Genomic DNA, 13,250 nt, shown 5'->3' with positions numbered 1-13,250 from the left:
ACGCGTCACGCGTCCGGCGGCCGGTGGATCTTGCTGGCGCCGAAGCGGGGATGCCGCTTCTCGTCGAAGGCACGCAGGCCTTCGGCAAGGTCGGCTGAAGCACCCAGGTCCACGGCATGTCTGCGGGCCAGGGCCAGCGCTTCCTGTTCACCGTGTTCCGACGCCGCATCGAGCGCCTGCTTGCACAGCTGCATGGCGAGGGCCGGGCCGCGCGCGAGGCGGACGGCCAGGCGGCGCGCATCGCCCAGCGCCTGGCCGGGCTCGCACAGCTGGTTGACGAGGCCCCAGCGCTCTGCCGTGTCGGCGTCGATCGGATCGCCGAGCAGCATCATCTGCCGGGCGCGTCCGTCGCCGATGCGCCGCGTCACGCGCACCGTGCCACCGCTGCCCGGAAAGACACCGAGCTTGACCTCCGGCAGGCCGAAGCGCGCCGCGCGCGATGCGACGATCCAGTCGCAGCACACGGCGAGTTCGAGGCCGCCGCCCATCGCGGCGCCTTCGACCGCAGCGATGGTCGGCTTCGGAAAGCGGGCGAGGGCGCCGAAGACGCTTTCGTCCTGCGCGAACTTCGCAGCGAGCGCGTCCGGACCGTGCGCGATCAGGGTGCGCAGCTCGGCCAGGTCGGAGCCGGCGCTGAAGGCCTTGTCGCCGGTGCCGTGAATCACCAGCACGCGCAGCGCGTCGTCCTGCGCACATTGCACCAGCAGTTCGCCGAGGCGCCGCACCATCGCGCGGTCCAGCGGATGGAAGGGCGGACTGTCGAGGCCGACCACGGCGACCGGGCCGATGGCCTCGAAGCGGATGCCACCCATCGTGTGTTCCCTGCCCGTCACTCGAGCGTGATGCCAGCAGAACGGATGACCTGGGCCCAGGTCCGCGTCTGCGATGCGAGGCGCGCCTGCAGCATCGCGGCCGAGCCCGGGTCCGCGACCAGGCCGTTCTGCGCCAGCTGCCTGCGCAGCTCGGGCATCTGCAGGACAGTGTTCACGGCCTGGTTGAGGCGCGTCACGACGGCCTCGGGCATACCGGCAGGGCCGAACAGTCCGGTCCATGCGCCCAGCTCGGTTTCGGGCATGGGCAGGCCGGCCTGGGCGAAGGTCGGCACGCCGGCCAGTCCCGCCAGGGGCTCGGCACCGGTGACGGCCAGGGCCTTGAGCTGGCCTGCCGCCACCATCTCCCGTGCACTGGCCGTGCCGGCGAACATCATCGTGATCTGGCCGCCCATCAGGTCGGTCATGGCCGGCGCCGCCCCGCGGTAGGGGACATGGCGCACGTCGATGTTTGCGCTGCGCTTGAAGATTTCGCCGAACAGGTGGGTGACGTTGCCGTTGCCCGCCGAGCCGAAGGTGAGGGTTCCGGGCTGCGCCCGGGCCGCGGAGATCAGCTCCGCGAGGCTGTCGAAGCGGGTCTTCGACGGATTGACGAGCAGGACCACGGGGCCCAGCGTGAGCGGGGCGATCGCGCTCAGATCGCGCGGCGGATCGAAGCGGGTGCGGCCGCCGAGAAGGGTGGCGCCGGTCGCGAGGTCGAGGCCGCCGAGCAGCAAGGTCAATCCGTCGGGCGCCGCGTGGGACACCAGCGTGCCGGCAATCGTGCCGGCCCCGCCCGGCCTGTTGTCGACCACCACCGACTGGCTCAGCACCTCGGACAGCTTCACCGACACCTGGCGCGCGATGATGTCGGTCGTGCCGCCCGGCGCGAAGGGCACGACGATGTGCACCGGCCTGTCGGCAGGCAGCTTCTGCGCCCGGGCCCGCGGCCCCGTGAGCAGGACCGCGGCGGCGCAGAGGGCTTCCCTGCGATTGATCTTCATGGCACGGTCTCCGGATGACATGGATGCCAAGATAGCCATGCGCGTGACAGCGCGCCGTCGTACGAAAACACGACAGCCTCTGTCGTCGTTTGATACGACCGCCGCCAGCGTCCGCCTCTTCCTATGATTGCTTGATGAAGGAGCGGCCATGGAACCCCAGCTTGAATTCGCATTCGAAACCCGCCTGACACTCGCGCCGCGCCTGCGCCTGGAAAATCCGCGGATCGGCGGGGCACGGCTGTCGGTGCCGGTCGTCGGCGGCGAATTCGAAGGCCCGCGCCTCAAGGGCAAGGTGTTGAACCACGGTGGAGAGTTCCCCCATGTGCGTGCCGACGGCGTGTTCTGCTTCGATGCGCGCTACTTCATGGAGGAACAGGACGGCACCCTGATCTACATCCAGAACCGGGGCTTCCGCCACGGCGCGCCGGAGGTGATGGACCGGCTGTACCAATTGCCGCCGGGCGAGACCGTGGACCCGGCGAGCTACTACTTCCGGTGTTCGCCGACCTTCGAGACGCCACCCGGCAAGCACGACTGGCTGACGCGGCATCTGTTCATCGGCGTCGGCGCACGCATGGAAACCGGCAACGTGATCCGCTACTTCACGGTGCTCTGAGCGACAAGGACCGCCGGCACGGGCGATGCGGCGTAGAGCCGATCGACCAGCGCCGAGCGATGGGCCAGCAGTGCGCGCTGGTTGATGGAGCCCTTGTCGGTCAGTTCGCCCGCCGCGGCGCTCGGCGCTTCCTCGAGAACAATGGCGCGTGCAATGCGCGTCGAACTGCCCGTGCTCCGGCGCGCCAGCGTGTCGAGGACGGTTTGGACGGCAGCCCGCAGGCCGGGATGGGCCAGCAGTTCGAGCCATTCCGTTTTCTGCGGGTTCATGCCGCACAGTGCATAGGCGGTGGCGCGATCAAGCAGGAGCAGGGCCGCGATCTCGTCGCGGTTCTCGCCCGCCAGCACGACGTCGAGGAACAATCCCTTCGCCTCGAGGATCATCTTTGATCGCAGCGTGCCGACGTTGACCCAGGTGCCGGTCGACAGCTTGAAATCTTCGGCGAGGCGGCCATCGAAGGCCAGACCGCGCGCGATGTTCCCGGGTTCGACGAACGACAGTGCATCGCCCATCCGGGCGAAGCCTTCGCTGTCGAAGAGCTTGCGCGTGAGTTCCGGTTGGCGCCAGTAGCCCGGCGTCACGTGCGGTCCGCGCAGGCAGGCCTCGTACTTTTCCGCCACCGGGACGAGCTTCAGTTCGCAACCCGGAACCGGCAGTCCGGCCAGACCGGTCTCGCTGCAGATCCAGTTGGTCGCCAGAGCGAGCGGGGCAGTTTCGGTCGCACCATAGCCGCACATCATGGGGATGCGCTCGCCCACCGTCCGCACGGCGAGTTCATCGAGGTCCGCGACCAGCGAATCGCCGAGCGCTGCGCCGGAATAGTAGAGCAGCGAAAGCTTCGAAAAGAAGTTCTGCCGCAGTTCCGGCTGTGCACGAAGACAGGGAATCAATTCAGCAAATCCGCGCGGCACGCTGAAGTAGATCGTCGGCGCGACCTCGAGCAGGTTGGCCACGGTCTTGCCGATCTCGCCCGGAATCGGCTTGCCGTCGTCGACGTAGAGCGAGCCGCCGCAGAAGATCGTCAGCCCCATCATCTGGTTTGCGCCCGAGGTGTGATGCCAGGGCAGCCAGCTGACGATGACCGGCGGCTGGCTGAGGATGACGGGAAAGGCCTGCACGAACATGGCTTGGTTGCAACTCAGCATTCGCTGGGTATTGATGACCCCCTTGGGCATGCCGGTCGAACCGGATGTGAACAAGACCTTCGCCGTCGAGTCCGGCATGACCGCTGCACTCGCGCGAGAGACCTGCGCGCTGGCCGGCTTGGATTGCAGCACCTCGAACGGCGTACTTGTGCGCGAGACCAATGGCGAGGTCGAGGTCAGGACTTCGACGTCAGCCGGAAGGACCTCTGCAATGGCCTTGTCGAAAGCCGCGCCATCGTCCACGAAGACCAGGCCAGGCGCGAGCAGGGCGAGCACGTGCTTCAGCTTGACGAAGTCGGTCGAGACCAGCGAGTAAGCCGGCGTCACGGGGCAGTGGGGGATGCCGACATGCATCGCGGCCAGCGCAAGGAGCGCGTGCTCGATGCTGCTGCCCGAAAGAATGGCGATGGGCCGCTCTTCGGACAGGCCTCGCTCCAGCAGCGACTGCGCGATGCGCAGGACCCGGGCCATTGCTTCCCCATACGCAATGCGCTGCCAACCGCCATCGGGTTTTCGGACGGCAAGGAACAGGCGATGCGGGTGAATGGTCGCCCCTTGCGATAGCTTGTCCGTCAACTTGGCCGGGTAGGGTGTGGCTGCCTCGCCAGAGCACACGAGGAGGCTGCCGTCGTCGCGCGCGGTCACGTTGACGTGGCACGGTCCCAGGGGGATCCGACGGTAGGGAGCATCGCCCGATGCGAGCGATTCGGGAAAGTCAGGCATCGGCCGATGCTAAGGAGCTTTGTAAGGCGACGGTGTCCTGCCAAACGACGACAGCCTTGCGCAGCCAGCGGCCTCGCGGCGTGCGAGCCCCATATTCAGTGGCAGAAGCGGCCACGGCCGGCGAAGGGGTCGCTGCAGAGGCCTGCCGCCTTTTCTCCGCTCATTGTGGACCCCGGCAGCATGAGCATGGGCCTGATGCGCGACTTCACGCCTCGGCGGTCCGGTTCTGGTGCGAACTTTCCGCGCAGCCGAACGTCTTCCTGCGACCCCCGTGAGAAATGGCTGGCCGCCGCGTGCGTCAGACGCACGCAGCGCTGCCGATCAGAGTGCCGCGTCCTTCAGTTTCTTCAGCGCGCGGGCTTTGATGCGCACCGTGGCGGGCTTGGCAGGGAACTCGCGCTCGACTTTCGTGAACGGGTCAATGCCACGCCGCTTCTTCTTGGCGGGCACCTTCAGCACACCGATCTTGAGCAGACCCGGCAGCGTGAATTCGCCCGCGCCCTTCTTGTTGATCGAGCCAAGAATGGCTGTTTCCAACGCGGCGAGTACGGCCTTCACGGCCTTGGGTTCGACGCCGGACTGTTCGGCCAGATGGCTCGCCAGTCCCGATTTCGTGAACGTTTCCTTGACCGGCTTGACGGCGGCGGGTGCGGTCTTCGCGGCCGGGACGGCCTTCTTGAGAGGTGCCGTCTTTGCGGTCTTCTTTGCAGTTGCCATGATTCTTCTATGTTGATGGATGAAAGGGAAGGGCGAATGCCCGGCGCATTGCGCGCCCCTCGATTCTATTTGAGGACCTTGGGCTGGCCTCATGGCGTCCGCCGCAAGGCGGGAGAAGGGCGACGCCAGACTCGCGATAAACGAAGTCGACGCGCCGATTCCTCGCTCTGGTTTCTTCGTCGCCGCCGAGCAGGCCGCCATCTGAACGTGCCCCGCCAAGCCTTCGCATGCCACGCGCACGGAGCGGTGCATCAAAGTCGTTCGAATGCGCTCAACAGCGCCGCGCCCGCGACATCGAGTGTGCCGTCGTTGCGAATCACGATCGCGTGCGCCGGCGCCTGATAGGCGAGCGCGCGCCGCACGCGTGCTTCGACCGCCTCGGGTGTTTCGCGACTGCGCGCGAGCAGGCGGTGGCGCAGCGTCTCGACGCTCGCGGTGATCTGCACCACTGCCAGCGCCGGAAACTTGTCCAGCGCCTGCGGCAGATAGGCCCGCGAGCCGCTGACGATGACCCGGCGACCGGCCGCGAGCGGCGCGAGCTCGACGTGCTGCACGCCGTAATGCAGTCCGTTGGCCTGCCAGTGGAACGCGAAGGCCTGCGCGTCGCGCAAACGCCGGAACGCATCGGCATCCACGCTGTGATGCTGCTCGTCGCCGGGCCGCACCGGTCGCGTGATCGTGCGGCGCGCCCAATGCACATCGGCCTGCGGCGGCAGCTTCGCCTTCAGCCAGGCCAGCAGGCTGTCCTTGCCGGCGCCCGAAGGACCCATCACGTAGATGAGCCGACCCTTTCCTTTGCCGCCGTTCATGCGCCGAGCTGGAAGTGCTCGATCAGCACGAAGTCCGCGCCGGGCTGTGCCTCCGCGAAGAGCGCGATCGATTGGAAGCGGCATGCCGGCATGTCGCCGAACCATGCCGAGGCCGTGCGCTCCAGCGCCTCGGTGATGGACGGCTCGGTGTCGCCCAACGCGCCGGTCAGCGAAAGGTGGAAGCGAAAGCGCTCGAGCACGAACGGGTAGCCCCAGCGCAGCAGCAGCGCATCTTCGAGCGGTGTGAGGCCCGCGGCGCGGCGGCGCGCCAGCTCGGCCGGCGGCAGCGCCGCGGCCAGCGGCTGCAGGCCCTTCACGCACGCAGCGGCGATCGCATCGATCGCCGGGTTCATCGGCCTGGGCACCAGCGCCAGGAAGTCGTCGAGCCGGCAGACCTCGAGCGGCGGCAGGGTGAAAGGCTCGAAGCCGGCGGCAAGCGCTCGCATGCGCTCGCGCAACGCGCCCGCGTCGACGCCGGGCGCCAGCCTGAACGGTGCCTTCAGCGTGGCATGCCAGCCATAGCGCCGCGGCGCCTGCGTGAGCCGAGCCTGCACCGCGTCGGCAAGGCCGGGCACCGGAGGTTGCGGCAGCGCGTGGCGTTGCGCCGCATCGCGGCCCAGCCATCGGCTGCCTGCGCGCCACCACGCATCGTCGACCGCCGGCGCGAAGTACGCCGCATAGCGATGGTTGTCACGCATCGTGCGCCACCGTGAGCGTGACGCGGTCGCCCGCGAACCAGGCCAGCGCGAACTCGATCGGCACGCCGGCCGTGTCGACATTGATGCTCTCGACCGCGAGCACCGGCCGCGTCGCGGTCTGCCGCAGATGGGCCGCCACCGCGGCCTCGGGCATCTGCGCCGTGATGCGGCTTTCCAGCCGCGTGTAGTCCGCCACGCCGCGCGCTTCGAAGCCCGCGGTGATCGAGCCGGTCTCGCGCACCACATCGTCGAGACCCGCGAAGCGCGGCAGCGGAAAGCAGCGCTCGCTGACATGCAGCGGCTGGCCCTCCGCCTCGCCGAGCACGTGCAGGCACAGCAGCGGGCTTCGCGCCGGCACACGCAGCGCACGCGCCTGCGCCGCGGTGGCGCGCACGTTGCGCGCGTCGAGCACGCGCAGCGCGCCGCGCAGTCCTGCCTGCGCCATGTTCTGGTGATGGCGCGTGCGCCTGGCGAGCACGAGGTCGACCGCAAAGTCCTCGACATAGGTGCCGCTGCCCTGGGTCGCGCGCAGCAGGCCCTGGCTGCACAGGCTCGCGAGCGAACGGCGAATGGTGTGGCGGTTGACGCCGAACTGCTCGGCCAGCGCATGTTCCGAAGGCAGCCGCTGGCCCGGCGGATAGATGCCGCGTGCGATCGATTCGGCCAGCTCGGCCGCGATGCGGATCCAGAAGCTGTCGCGCACGGCGGGCGCGGAAAGGGCGGTGGAAGAAGATGCGGAGAGTGAGGTGATGGCTGTCATGAAAGCTACATGGCCCGGTTCTAAGCTCGCGGCTGTTGTTCGATTTGTCTATACAACTTTCGCAGAGTACCACCTCCATGTTTCATGCCTTTGACAGCCATCCGGCCGACCGGCCGCCGCAGCGCGCGCAGTGGATGGCCTTGCTGGCGCGCGCGCCGATGGCGCTGCTCGAACCCGCGCTCGGCGCGCACGCACGCAAGACGCCGCGCTGGCTGCGCGCGCCGGAGACCGGGCTGATGATGGTCCAGGGCCGCGCCGGCGGCAACGGCGAGCGCTTCAATCTCGGCGAAGTCACCGTCACGCGCTGCGCGCTCCGACTGGCCGAGCCCTTGCAGCACGAGGCGCCGGTCGGCGTTGCCTACGTGCTCGGCCGCTCGCACCGGCATGCCCAACTGGCCGCGACGGCCGATGCGCTGCTGCAGGATCCGGCACAGCATGCCGTGCTCGACGCCAGTCTGCTGGCGCCGGTGCGCGCGCACCTGGCCCGCGAACGCATGGCGCGACGTGCGCGCGCCCAGGCCAGCAAGGTCGAGTTCTTCACCGTGGCGCGCGAATCCGGCAGCGCGGGCGAGGACGAGGAGGAGGGCGCATGACCCCCAGCGAACTCGCCGCCATCGGCGCCGGTTTCTCCGACCCGGCGCTCGGCAGCCAGGCCGTGTTCCGCGCGGCGTTGCAGGCGCTGTCGCATCCTGGCCGGCCGGTCGACGTGCCGCACGATGCCGAGGTGCCCGCGCGCGGTCATGCGGCGGCCGCGGCCCTGCTGCTGGCGCTGCTCGATCCCGATTGCAGGCTCTGGCTGTCGCCTTCGCTGGCCGGCAGCGACGCGGCGGCGTGGCTGCGCTTCCACTGCGGCTGCGTGCTGGTCGACGAACCGGCGCAGGCGCAGTTCGCGTGGGTCGCGGCCGGTGACGAGATGCCCGCGCTCGACGGCTTCGCCCAGGGCAGCGACACCTACCCCGACCAATCGGCGACCTGCGTGCTCGAAGTGCCGGCCTTCGCCGACGATGCCGCGGCGGCCGGCGGCGCGGCCTGGCAACTGCATGGCCCCGGCATCCGCGACCAGGTGCGGCTGACGGTCGGCCTCGCGCCGCAGGCCGCCCACGCGCTGGTGGCGCAGCGTGCTGCCGAGCACGCGGCCTTCCCGTGCGGCATCGACCTGTTCCTCGCCACCGAGCGGCAGATCGTGGGACTCCCGCGCACCACGCGCATCCGGATGGAGAACTGAGATGTACGTTGCCGTCAAGGGCGGAGAAGCCGGCATCCTCGCCAGCTACCGCCTGCTCGCCGAACAGCGCCGCGGTGCTGGCACGACGCCCGAGCTCGGCGTCGCGCAGATCCGCGAGCAGCTCAAGCTCGCGGTCGACCGCGTGATGACCGAGGGCTCGGTGTACGACCCCGAACTCGCGGCACTGGCGATCAAGCAGGCCGCGGGCGATCTGGTCGAGGCGATCTTCCTGCTGCGCGCCTACCGCGCCACGCTGCCGCGCCTGGGCACCAGCGTGCCGCTGGCCACCGCGCGCATGGAACTGGACCGCCGCATCTCCGCCACCTTCAAGGACCTGCCGGGCGGACAGGTGCTCGGCCCGACCTACGACTACACGCAGCGGCTGCTCGACTTCTCGCTGCTGGCCGCCGGCCAGGAGCCCGCACGCAAAGATCACTTGCATGCGGCCAACGACGCCGGGCCTGCCGCGGTGCCGCGCGTGGTCGACCTGCTCGACCATGAAGGCCTGATCGAGAAGCGGCCCGTGCCGCCCGGCGATCCGGCGCCGGTGGACCTCACGCGCGAACCGCTGCGCTTTCCGGCCGACCGCGCGACGCGGCTGCAGAACCTCGCGCGCGGCGACGAGGGCTTCCTGCTCGCGATGGCCTATTCGACGCAGCGCGGCTACGCGGGCAGCCATCCCTTCGTCGGCGAGATCCGCTTCGGCAGCGCCGCGCTCGAGATCGAGCCCGAAGAGCTCGGCTTTGCGATCTCGATCGGCGACATGGAGATCACCGAGTGCGAGATGGTCAACCAGTTTGCCGGCAGCAAGACCGAGCCGCCGCAGTTCACGCGCGGCTACGGCCTCACGTTCGGCCATTGCGAGCGCAAGGCGATGGCGATGAGCCTGGTCGACCGCGCGCTGCGTGCCGACGAACTCGGCGAGGCCATCAAGGCACCGGCGCAGATGCAGGAGTTCGTGCTCTCGCACAGCGACAGCCTCGAGGCCTCGGGTTTCGTGCAGCACCTGAAGCTGCCGCACTACGTGGACTTCCAGGCCGAGCTCGAGCTGGTGCGCCGCATGCGCGCCGCGACGCCGGCTGCCGTCGGAGATGAAGAATGAACGACGAGAATTTCAACTTCGCCTACCTCGACGAGCGCACCAAGCGCATGATCCGCCGCGCCATCCTCAAGGCGGTCGCGATCCCCGGCTACCAGGTGCCCTTCGGCTCGCGCGAAATGCCGCTGCCCTATGGCTGGGGCACCGGCGGCATCCAGGTGACGGCCGCGGTGATCGGTCCGCGCGAGGTGCTCAAGGTGATCGACCAGGGCTCGGACGACACCGTCAATGCGGTCAACATCCGCCGCTTCTTCGAGCGGACCACCGGCGTGCGCACCACCACGCGCACGACCGAGGCGACGCTGATCCAGACCCGCCACCGCATTCCCGAGGCGCCGCTCGCCGAGGGCCAGGTGCTGGTCTACCAGGTGCCGGTGCCCGAGCCGATGCAGCGCCTGGAGCCGCGCGAGCGAAGCACCCGCACGCTGCACGCGCTGGCCGAGTACGGGCTCATGCACGTGAAGCTCTACGAGGACATCGCACGCTTCGGCCACATCGCGACCACCTACGACTACCCGGTGCTGGTCAACGGCCGCTACGTGATGTCGCCGTCGCCGATCCCGAAATTCGACAACCCGAAGATGCACATGAACCCTGCACTGCAACTCTTCGGCGCCGGCCGCGAGAAACGCATCTATGCCGTGCCGCCGTACACGTCGGTCGAAAGCCTGAGCTTCGAGGACCATCCCTTCGAAGTGCAGCACTGGGACGCGCCGTGCGCGCTGTGCGGCGCGACCGACAGCTTCCTCGACGAGATCATCACCGACGACCGCGGCACGCGCATGCACGTGTGCTCCGACTCCGACCATTGCCGAACGCGCCAGGCCGAGGCGGCCGTCGAGATCGGTCCGCTGGAGGAGGTCGCGTCATGAGCCGCCCGGCCGTTCCGAAGGCGAATACCGCAGCGCTGCTGCGCGAAGGTACTCCAGTGAGCCATCCCCTCTTGCGCGTGCGTGGCATCGGCAAGCGCTATGGCGAGCGCGTCGCGGTCGAGGACGCCTCCTTCGATCTCTGGCCCGGCGAGGTGCTCGCGGTGGTCGGCGAATCGGGCTCCGGCAAGACCACGCTGCTCGATGCGGTCGCGGCGCGCAGCCGGCCCGACAGCGGCAGCGTCGAATTCCTCACGCGCGACGGCCGCCTCGAGGACGTGTTCGCGATGAGCGAAGCTTCGCAGCGGCTGCTCGCGCGCACCGACTGGGGCTTCGTGCACCAGAACGCGGCCGACGGCCTGCGCATGGACGTCTCGGCCGGCGCCAACGTCGGCGAGCGCCTGATGGGCCTCGGCCATCGGCACTACGGGCGCCTGCGCGCAACGGCCGGCGAATGGCTGCAGCGCGTGGAGATCGACCCGCGCCGCATCGACGATGCGCCGCGCACCTTCTCCGGCGGCATGCGCCAGCGGCTGCAGATCGCGCGCAACCTGGTCACCGCGCCGCGCCTGATGTTCATGGACGAGCCGACCTCGGGCCTCGACGTGTCGGTGCAGGCACGCCTGCTCGACCTGCTGCGCCAACTCACGCGGCAGATGCAGCTGGCGGCCATCGTCGTCACCCACGACCTCGCGGTGGCGCGGCTGCTCGCGCACCGCATGATGGTGATGCACAAGGGCCGCGTGGTCGAAGCCGGCCTCACCGACCAGCTGCTCGACGATCCGCAGCATCCCTACACCCAGCTCCTCGTTTCCTCGGTGCTCCAGCCATGAACCCGCCCCTGCTGCAACTGCGCGGCGTCGCCAAGCGCTTCACCCTGCATCATCAGAACCGGCTCGAACTCTCGGTGTTCGACGGCATCGACCTCGATGTCGCAGCCGGCGAATGCGTGGTGCTCGACGGCGCTTCCGGCCTCGGCAAGAGCACGCTGCTCAAGCTCGTCTATGCCAACTACCGCGCGAGCGCGGGCCGCATCACGGTGCGGCCCGCGGGCGGCGAAGCGGTCGAGGTGACCGAGGTCGCGCCGCGCGAGCTGCTGCGCCTGCGGCGCGACACCATCGGCTACGTGAGCCAGTTCCTGCGCGTGATCCCGCGCGTGGCCGCGCTCGACGTGGTGGCCGAGCCGCTGGCCGAGGACGCGGGCGACGACGCCGGCGCGATCGAGGCCGCGCGCGAGACCGCGCGCGCCTGGCTCGCGCGCCTTCGCATCCCGGAGCGCCTGTGGGAATTGCCGCCGGCCACCTTCTCCGGCGGCGAGCAGCAACGCATCAACATCGCGCGCAACATGATCAAGCCCAAGCCGCTGCTGCTGCTGGACGAACCCACGGCCTCGCTCGATGCCGCCAACACGCAGACCGTGATCGAACTGATCCGCGAGGCGACTGCGCGCGGCGCGGCCACGGTCGGCATCTTCCACGACGCGGAGGTCGGCGCCGCCGTCGCCACGCGCCGCGTCAATGTCGCAGACTTCAAGAGGATCCGATGAACGCCAACACCGTTTTCAGCAACGCCTGCATCGTGCTGCCGCAGGAGATGGTCCGGGGCAGTGTGTCGGTGGCCGACGGCCGCATCGCGCGGCTCGACCATGGCCGCACCGCCGTCGCGTCGGCGATCGACATGGAGGGCGACTACCTGCTGCCCGGGCTGGTCGAGGTCCACACCGACAACTTCGAGCGCCACCTGATGCCGCGGCCGAAGGTGCAGTGGGCCGAGTTGCCGGCGCTGCTCGCGCACGATGCCGAGGTCGCCGCGGCCGGCATCACGACCGTGTTCGACGCGCTGGGCGTCGGCGAGGCCGACACCGAAAGCCTGCGCGGCAGCACCTGGGACAAGGTGCTCGGCACGCTCGACACCTGCATCGCGCAGGACCTGCTGCGCGCCGACCACCATCTGCACGTGCGCTGCGAGCTGCCGGCGCCCAACACGGTCGCGCTGTTCGAGCCCTTCCATGCGCACCCGCGGCTGTCGATGCTCTCGCTGATGGACCACACGCCGGGCCAGCGCCAGTGGGAGAACATCGAGATCGCGCGCATCTACTACACCGGCAAGAAGGGCTGGAGCCACGAGAAGTTCGAGCGCCGCGTGGCCGAGGCCGGGGAGCAGCAGGCGCGCTATGCCGAGCCGCATCGCCGCCACTTCGTCGATTACTGCCGCACGCACGGCATCGCGCTCGCGAGCCACGACGACACCACGGTCGCGCATGTCGAGCAGGCGCATGCGGAAGGCGCCAGCATGTCGGAATTCCCGACCACGATGGCGGCTGCGCGGGCGGCGCGCGAGCGCGGGCTCTCGACCATCATGGGCGGGCCGAACGTGGTGCGCGGCGGCTCGCATTCGGGCAATGTCGCGGCCGCCGAACTGGCACGCCGCGGATTGCTCGACATCCTGTCCTCCGACTACGTGCCGAGCAGCCTGCTGAGCGCGGTGATGCGGCTGGTGGACGACGGCATCTACACGCTGCCGCAGGCGGTGGCGACGGTCACGAGCGCGCCGGCGCGCGCCACCGGCCTGTCCGACCGCGGCGCGATCGCGCCCGGCCTGCGCGCCGACCTCGTGCAGGTGCGCATGACCGAGCTTCCGGGCGGCGCGCGCCACGCCGTGGTGCGCGGCGTCTGGCGCGAAGGGCGGCGCGTGCTCTGAGCTCCGCGCGCTGACATCTGCACGTCGCCGTCCTGTCAACGGGCGGTCATGCCTCTTCTTCAGACTCCTGTTGTCT

The 13,250-nt window shown here is 69.4% G+C and carries 15 protein-coding genes; 8 read left to right on the top strand and 7 right to left on the bottom strand.

The features are described 5' to 3' along the window. Positions 1–5: 5 nt before the first annotated feature. Positions 6–812 carry an enoyl-CoA hydratase/isomerase family protein gene (locus E5P2_RS37140; protein WP_162572092.1) on the bottom strand — a complete coding sequence of 269 codons (807 nt, stop codon included), beginning with the start codon at positions 810–812 and terminating at the stop codon, positions 6–8. 17 nt (positions 813–829) lie between these two features. Beyond that, positions 830–1,813 (bottom strand): Bug family tripartite tricarboxylate transporter substrate binding protein, encoded by a 984-nt coding sequence (locus E5P2_RS37135; protein ID WP_162572091.1) that lies wholly within the window; start codon positions 1,811–1,813, stop codon positions 830–832. A 148-nt stretch (positions 1,814–1,961) separates the two neighbouring features. Here E5P2_RS37135 and E5P2_RS37130 point away from each other — a divergent pair, with 148 nt between their 5' ends. Next, positions 1,962–2,429, top strand: coding sequence for a DUF3237 domain-containing protein (locus tag E5P2_RS37130; RefSeq protein WP_174262747.1), 468 nt, complete (start codon positions 1,962–1,964; stop codon positions 2,427–2,429). Here E5P2_RS37130 and E5P2_RS37125 read toward each other — a convergent pair. The 5 genes from E5P2_RS37125 to phnF all read right to left on the bottom strand — a co-directional run bounded on the left by E5P2_RS37125 (position 2,411) and on the right by phnF (position 7,281). Beyond that, a complete protein-coding gene (locus tag E5P2_RS37125) occupies positions 2,411–4,297 on the bottom strand; it encodes a feruloyl-CoA synthase (RefSeq protein WP_162572089.1) in 1,887 nt (628 codons plus the stop codon). The genes E5P2_RS37130 and E5P2_RS37125 overlap by 19 nt on opposite strands. A 321-nt stretch (positions 4,298–4,618) precedes the next feature. Beyond that, a complete protein-coding gene (locus E5P2_RS37120; protein ID WP_162572149.1) occupies positions 4,619–5,014 on the bottom strand; it encodes an HU family DNA-binding protein in 396 nt (131 codons plus the stop codon). A 251-nt stretch (positions 5,015–5,265) separates the two neighbouring features. Then, positions 5,266–5,823 carry a phosphonate metabolism protein/1,5-bisphosphokinase (PRPP-forming) PhnN gene (gene phnN / locus E5P2_RS37115; RefSeq protein WP_162572088.1) on the bottom strand — a complete coding sequence of 186 codons (558 nt, stop codon included), beginning with the start codon at positions 5,821–5,823 and terminating at the stop codon, positions 5,266–5,268. Further along, complete coding sequence (locus E5P2_RS37110; protein ID WP_162572087.1) at positions 5,820–6,521, bottom strand: DUF1045 domain-containing protein; 702 nt, start codon at positions 6,519–6,521, stop codon at positions 5,820–5,822. The genes phnN and E5P2_RS37110 overlap by 4 nt, the downstream gene beginning before the upstream one ends. Then, positions 6,514–7,281: a phosphonate metabolism transcriptional regulator PhnF gene (phnF, locus tag E5P2_RS37105; protein ID WP_162572086.1), complete on the bottom strand. Its 768-nt coding sequence runs from the start codon at positions 7,279–7,281 to the stop codon at positions 6,514–6,516. The genes E5P2_RS37110 and phnF overlap by 8 nt, the downstream gene beginning before the upstream one ends. Positions 7,282–7,358: 77 nt before the next feature. Between phnF and phnG the strand changes: the two genes are divergently transcribed. The 7 genes from phnG to E5P2_RS37070 are packed head-to-tail and all read left to right on the top strand — an operon-like array spanning position 7,359 to position 13,174. Continuing rightward, positions 7,359–7,874: a phosphonate C-P lyase system protein PhnG gene (phnG, locus tag E5P2_RS37100; protein WP_162572085.1), complete on the top strand. Its 516-nt coding sequence runs from the start codon at positions 7,359–7,361 to the stop codon at positions 7,872–7,874. Beyond that, complete coding sequence (gene phnH / locus E5P2_RS37095; RefSeq protein WP_162572084.1) at positions 7,871–8,506, top strand: phosphonate C-P lyase system protein PhnH; 636 nt, start codon at positions 7,871–7,873, stop codon at positions 8,504–8,506. Before phnG ends, phnH begins: the two co-directional genes overlap by 4 nt. 1 nt (position 8,507) lies before the next feature. Continuing rightward, entirely contained in the window at positions 8,508–9,608 is a 1,101-nt protein-coding gene (locus tag E5P2_RS37090; protein ID WP_162572083.1) for a carbon-phosphorus lyase complex subunit PhnI, read from the top strand. Then, complete coding sequence (locus E5P2_RS37085; RefSeq protein ID WP_162572082.1) at positions 9,605–10,477, top strand: alpha-D-ribose 1-methylphosphonate 5-phosphate C-P-lyase PhnJ; 873 nt, start codon at positions 9,605–9,607, stop codon at positions 10,475–10,477. Before E5P2_RS37090 ends, E5P2_RS37085 begins: the two co-directional genes overlap by 4 nt. Further along, positions 10,474–11,307: a phosphonate C-P lyase system protein PhnK gene (phnK, locus tag E5P2_RS37080; RefSeq protein WP_162572081.1), complete on the top strand. Its 834-nt coding sequence runs from the start codon at positions 10,474–10,476 to the stop codon at positions 11,305–11,307. Before E5P2_RS37085 ends, phnK begins: the two co-directional genes overlap by 4 nt. After that, positions 11,304–12,020, top strand: coding sequence for a phosphonate C-P lyase system protein PhnL (gene phnL, locus E5P2_RS37075; RefSeq protein ID WP_162572080.1), 717 nt, complete (start codon positions 11,304–11,306; stop codon positions 12,018–12,020). The genes phnK and phnL overlap by 4 nt, the downstream gene beginning before the upstream one ends. Further along, a complete protein-coding gene (locus E5P2_RS37070; RefSeq protein WP_162572079.1) occupies positions 12,017–13,174 on the top strand; it encodes an alpha-D-ribose 1-methylphosphonate 5-triphosphate diphosphatase in 1,158 nt (385 codons plus the stop codon). Before phnL ends, E5P2_RS37070 begins: the two co-directional genes overlap by 4 nt. The last annotated feature ends 76 nt before the right edge of the window (positions 13,175–13,250 follow it).

The organism is Variovorax sp. SRS16, from assembly GCF_901827165.1.
Classification (GTDB): domain Bacteria; phylum Pseudomonadota; class Gammaproteobacteria; order Burkholderiales; family Burkholderiaceae_C; genus Variovorax.
Note: the sequence above shows the minus strand (reverse complement) of the source record. Positions and strands in the feature narration are given on the sequence as shown.

Bases quoted from the DNA above. Each gene is read 5' to 3' on its own strand.
- E5P2_RS37140 (WP_162572092.1), bottom strand. From the start codon at position 812: ATGGGTGGCATCCGCTTCGAGGCCATCGGCCCGGTCGCCGTGGTCGGC.
- E5P2_RS37135 (WP_162572091.1), bottom strand. From the start codon at position 1,813: ATGAAGATCAATCGCAGGGAAGCCCTCTGCGCCGCCGCGGTCCTGCTC.
- E5P2_RS37130 (WP_174262747.1), top strand. From the start codon at position 1,962: ATGGAACCCCAGCTTGAATTCGCATTCGAAACCCGCCTGACACTCGCG.
- E5P2_RS37125 (WP_162572089.1), bottom strand. From the start codon at position 4,297: ATGCCTGACTTTCCCGAATCGCTCGCATCGGGCGATGCTCCCTACCGT.
- E5P2_RS37120 (WP_162572149.1), bottom strand. From the start codon at position 5,014: ATGGCAACTGCAAAGAAGACCGCAAAGACGGCACCTCTCAAGAAGGCC.
- phnN (WP_162572088.1), bottom strand. From the start codon at position 5,823: ATGAACGGCGGCAAAGGAAAGGGTCGGCTCATCTACGTGATGGGTCCT.
- E5P2_RS37110 (WP_162572087.1), bottom strand. From the start codon at position 6,521: ATGCGTGACAACCATCGCTATGCGGCGTACTTCGCGCCGGCGGTCGAC.
- phnF (WP_162572086.1), bottom strand. From the start codon at position 7,281: ATGACAGCCATCACCTCACTCTCCGCATCTTCTTCCACCGCCCTTTCC.
- phnG (WP_162572085.1), top strand. From the start codon at position 7,359: ATGTTTCATGCCTTTGACAGCCATCCGGCCGACCGGCCGCCGCAGCGC.
- phnH (WP_162572084.1), top strand. From the start codon at position 7,871: ATGACCCCCAGCGAACTCGCCGCCATCGGCGCCGGTTTCTCCGACCCG.
- E5P2_RS37090 (WP_162572083.1), top strand. From the start codon at position 8,508: ATGTACGTTGCCGTCAAGGGCGGAGAAGCCGGCATCCTCGCCAGCTAC.
- E5P2_RS37085 (WP_162572082.1), top strand. From the start codon at position 9,605: ATGAACGACGAGAATTTCAACTTCGCCTACCTCGACGAGCGCACCAAG.
- phnK (WP_162572081.1), top strand. From the start codon at position 10,474: ATGAGCCGCCCGGCCGTTCCGAAGGCGAATACCGCAGCGCTGCTGCGC.
- phnL (WP_162572080.1), top strand. From the start codon at position 11,304: ATGAACCCGCCCCTGCTGCAACTGCGCGGCGTCGCCAAGCGCTTCACC.
- E5P2_RS37070 (WP_162572079.1), top strand. From the start codon at position 12,017: ATGAACGCCAACACCGTTTTCAGCAACGCCTGCATCGTGCTGCCGCAG.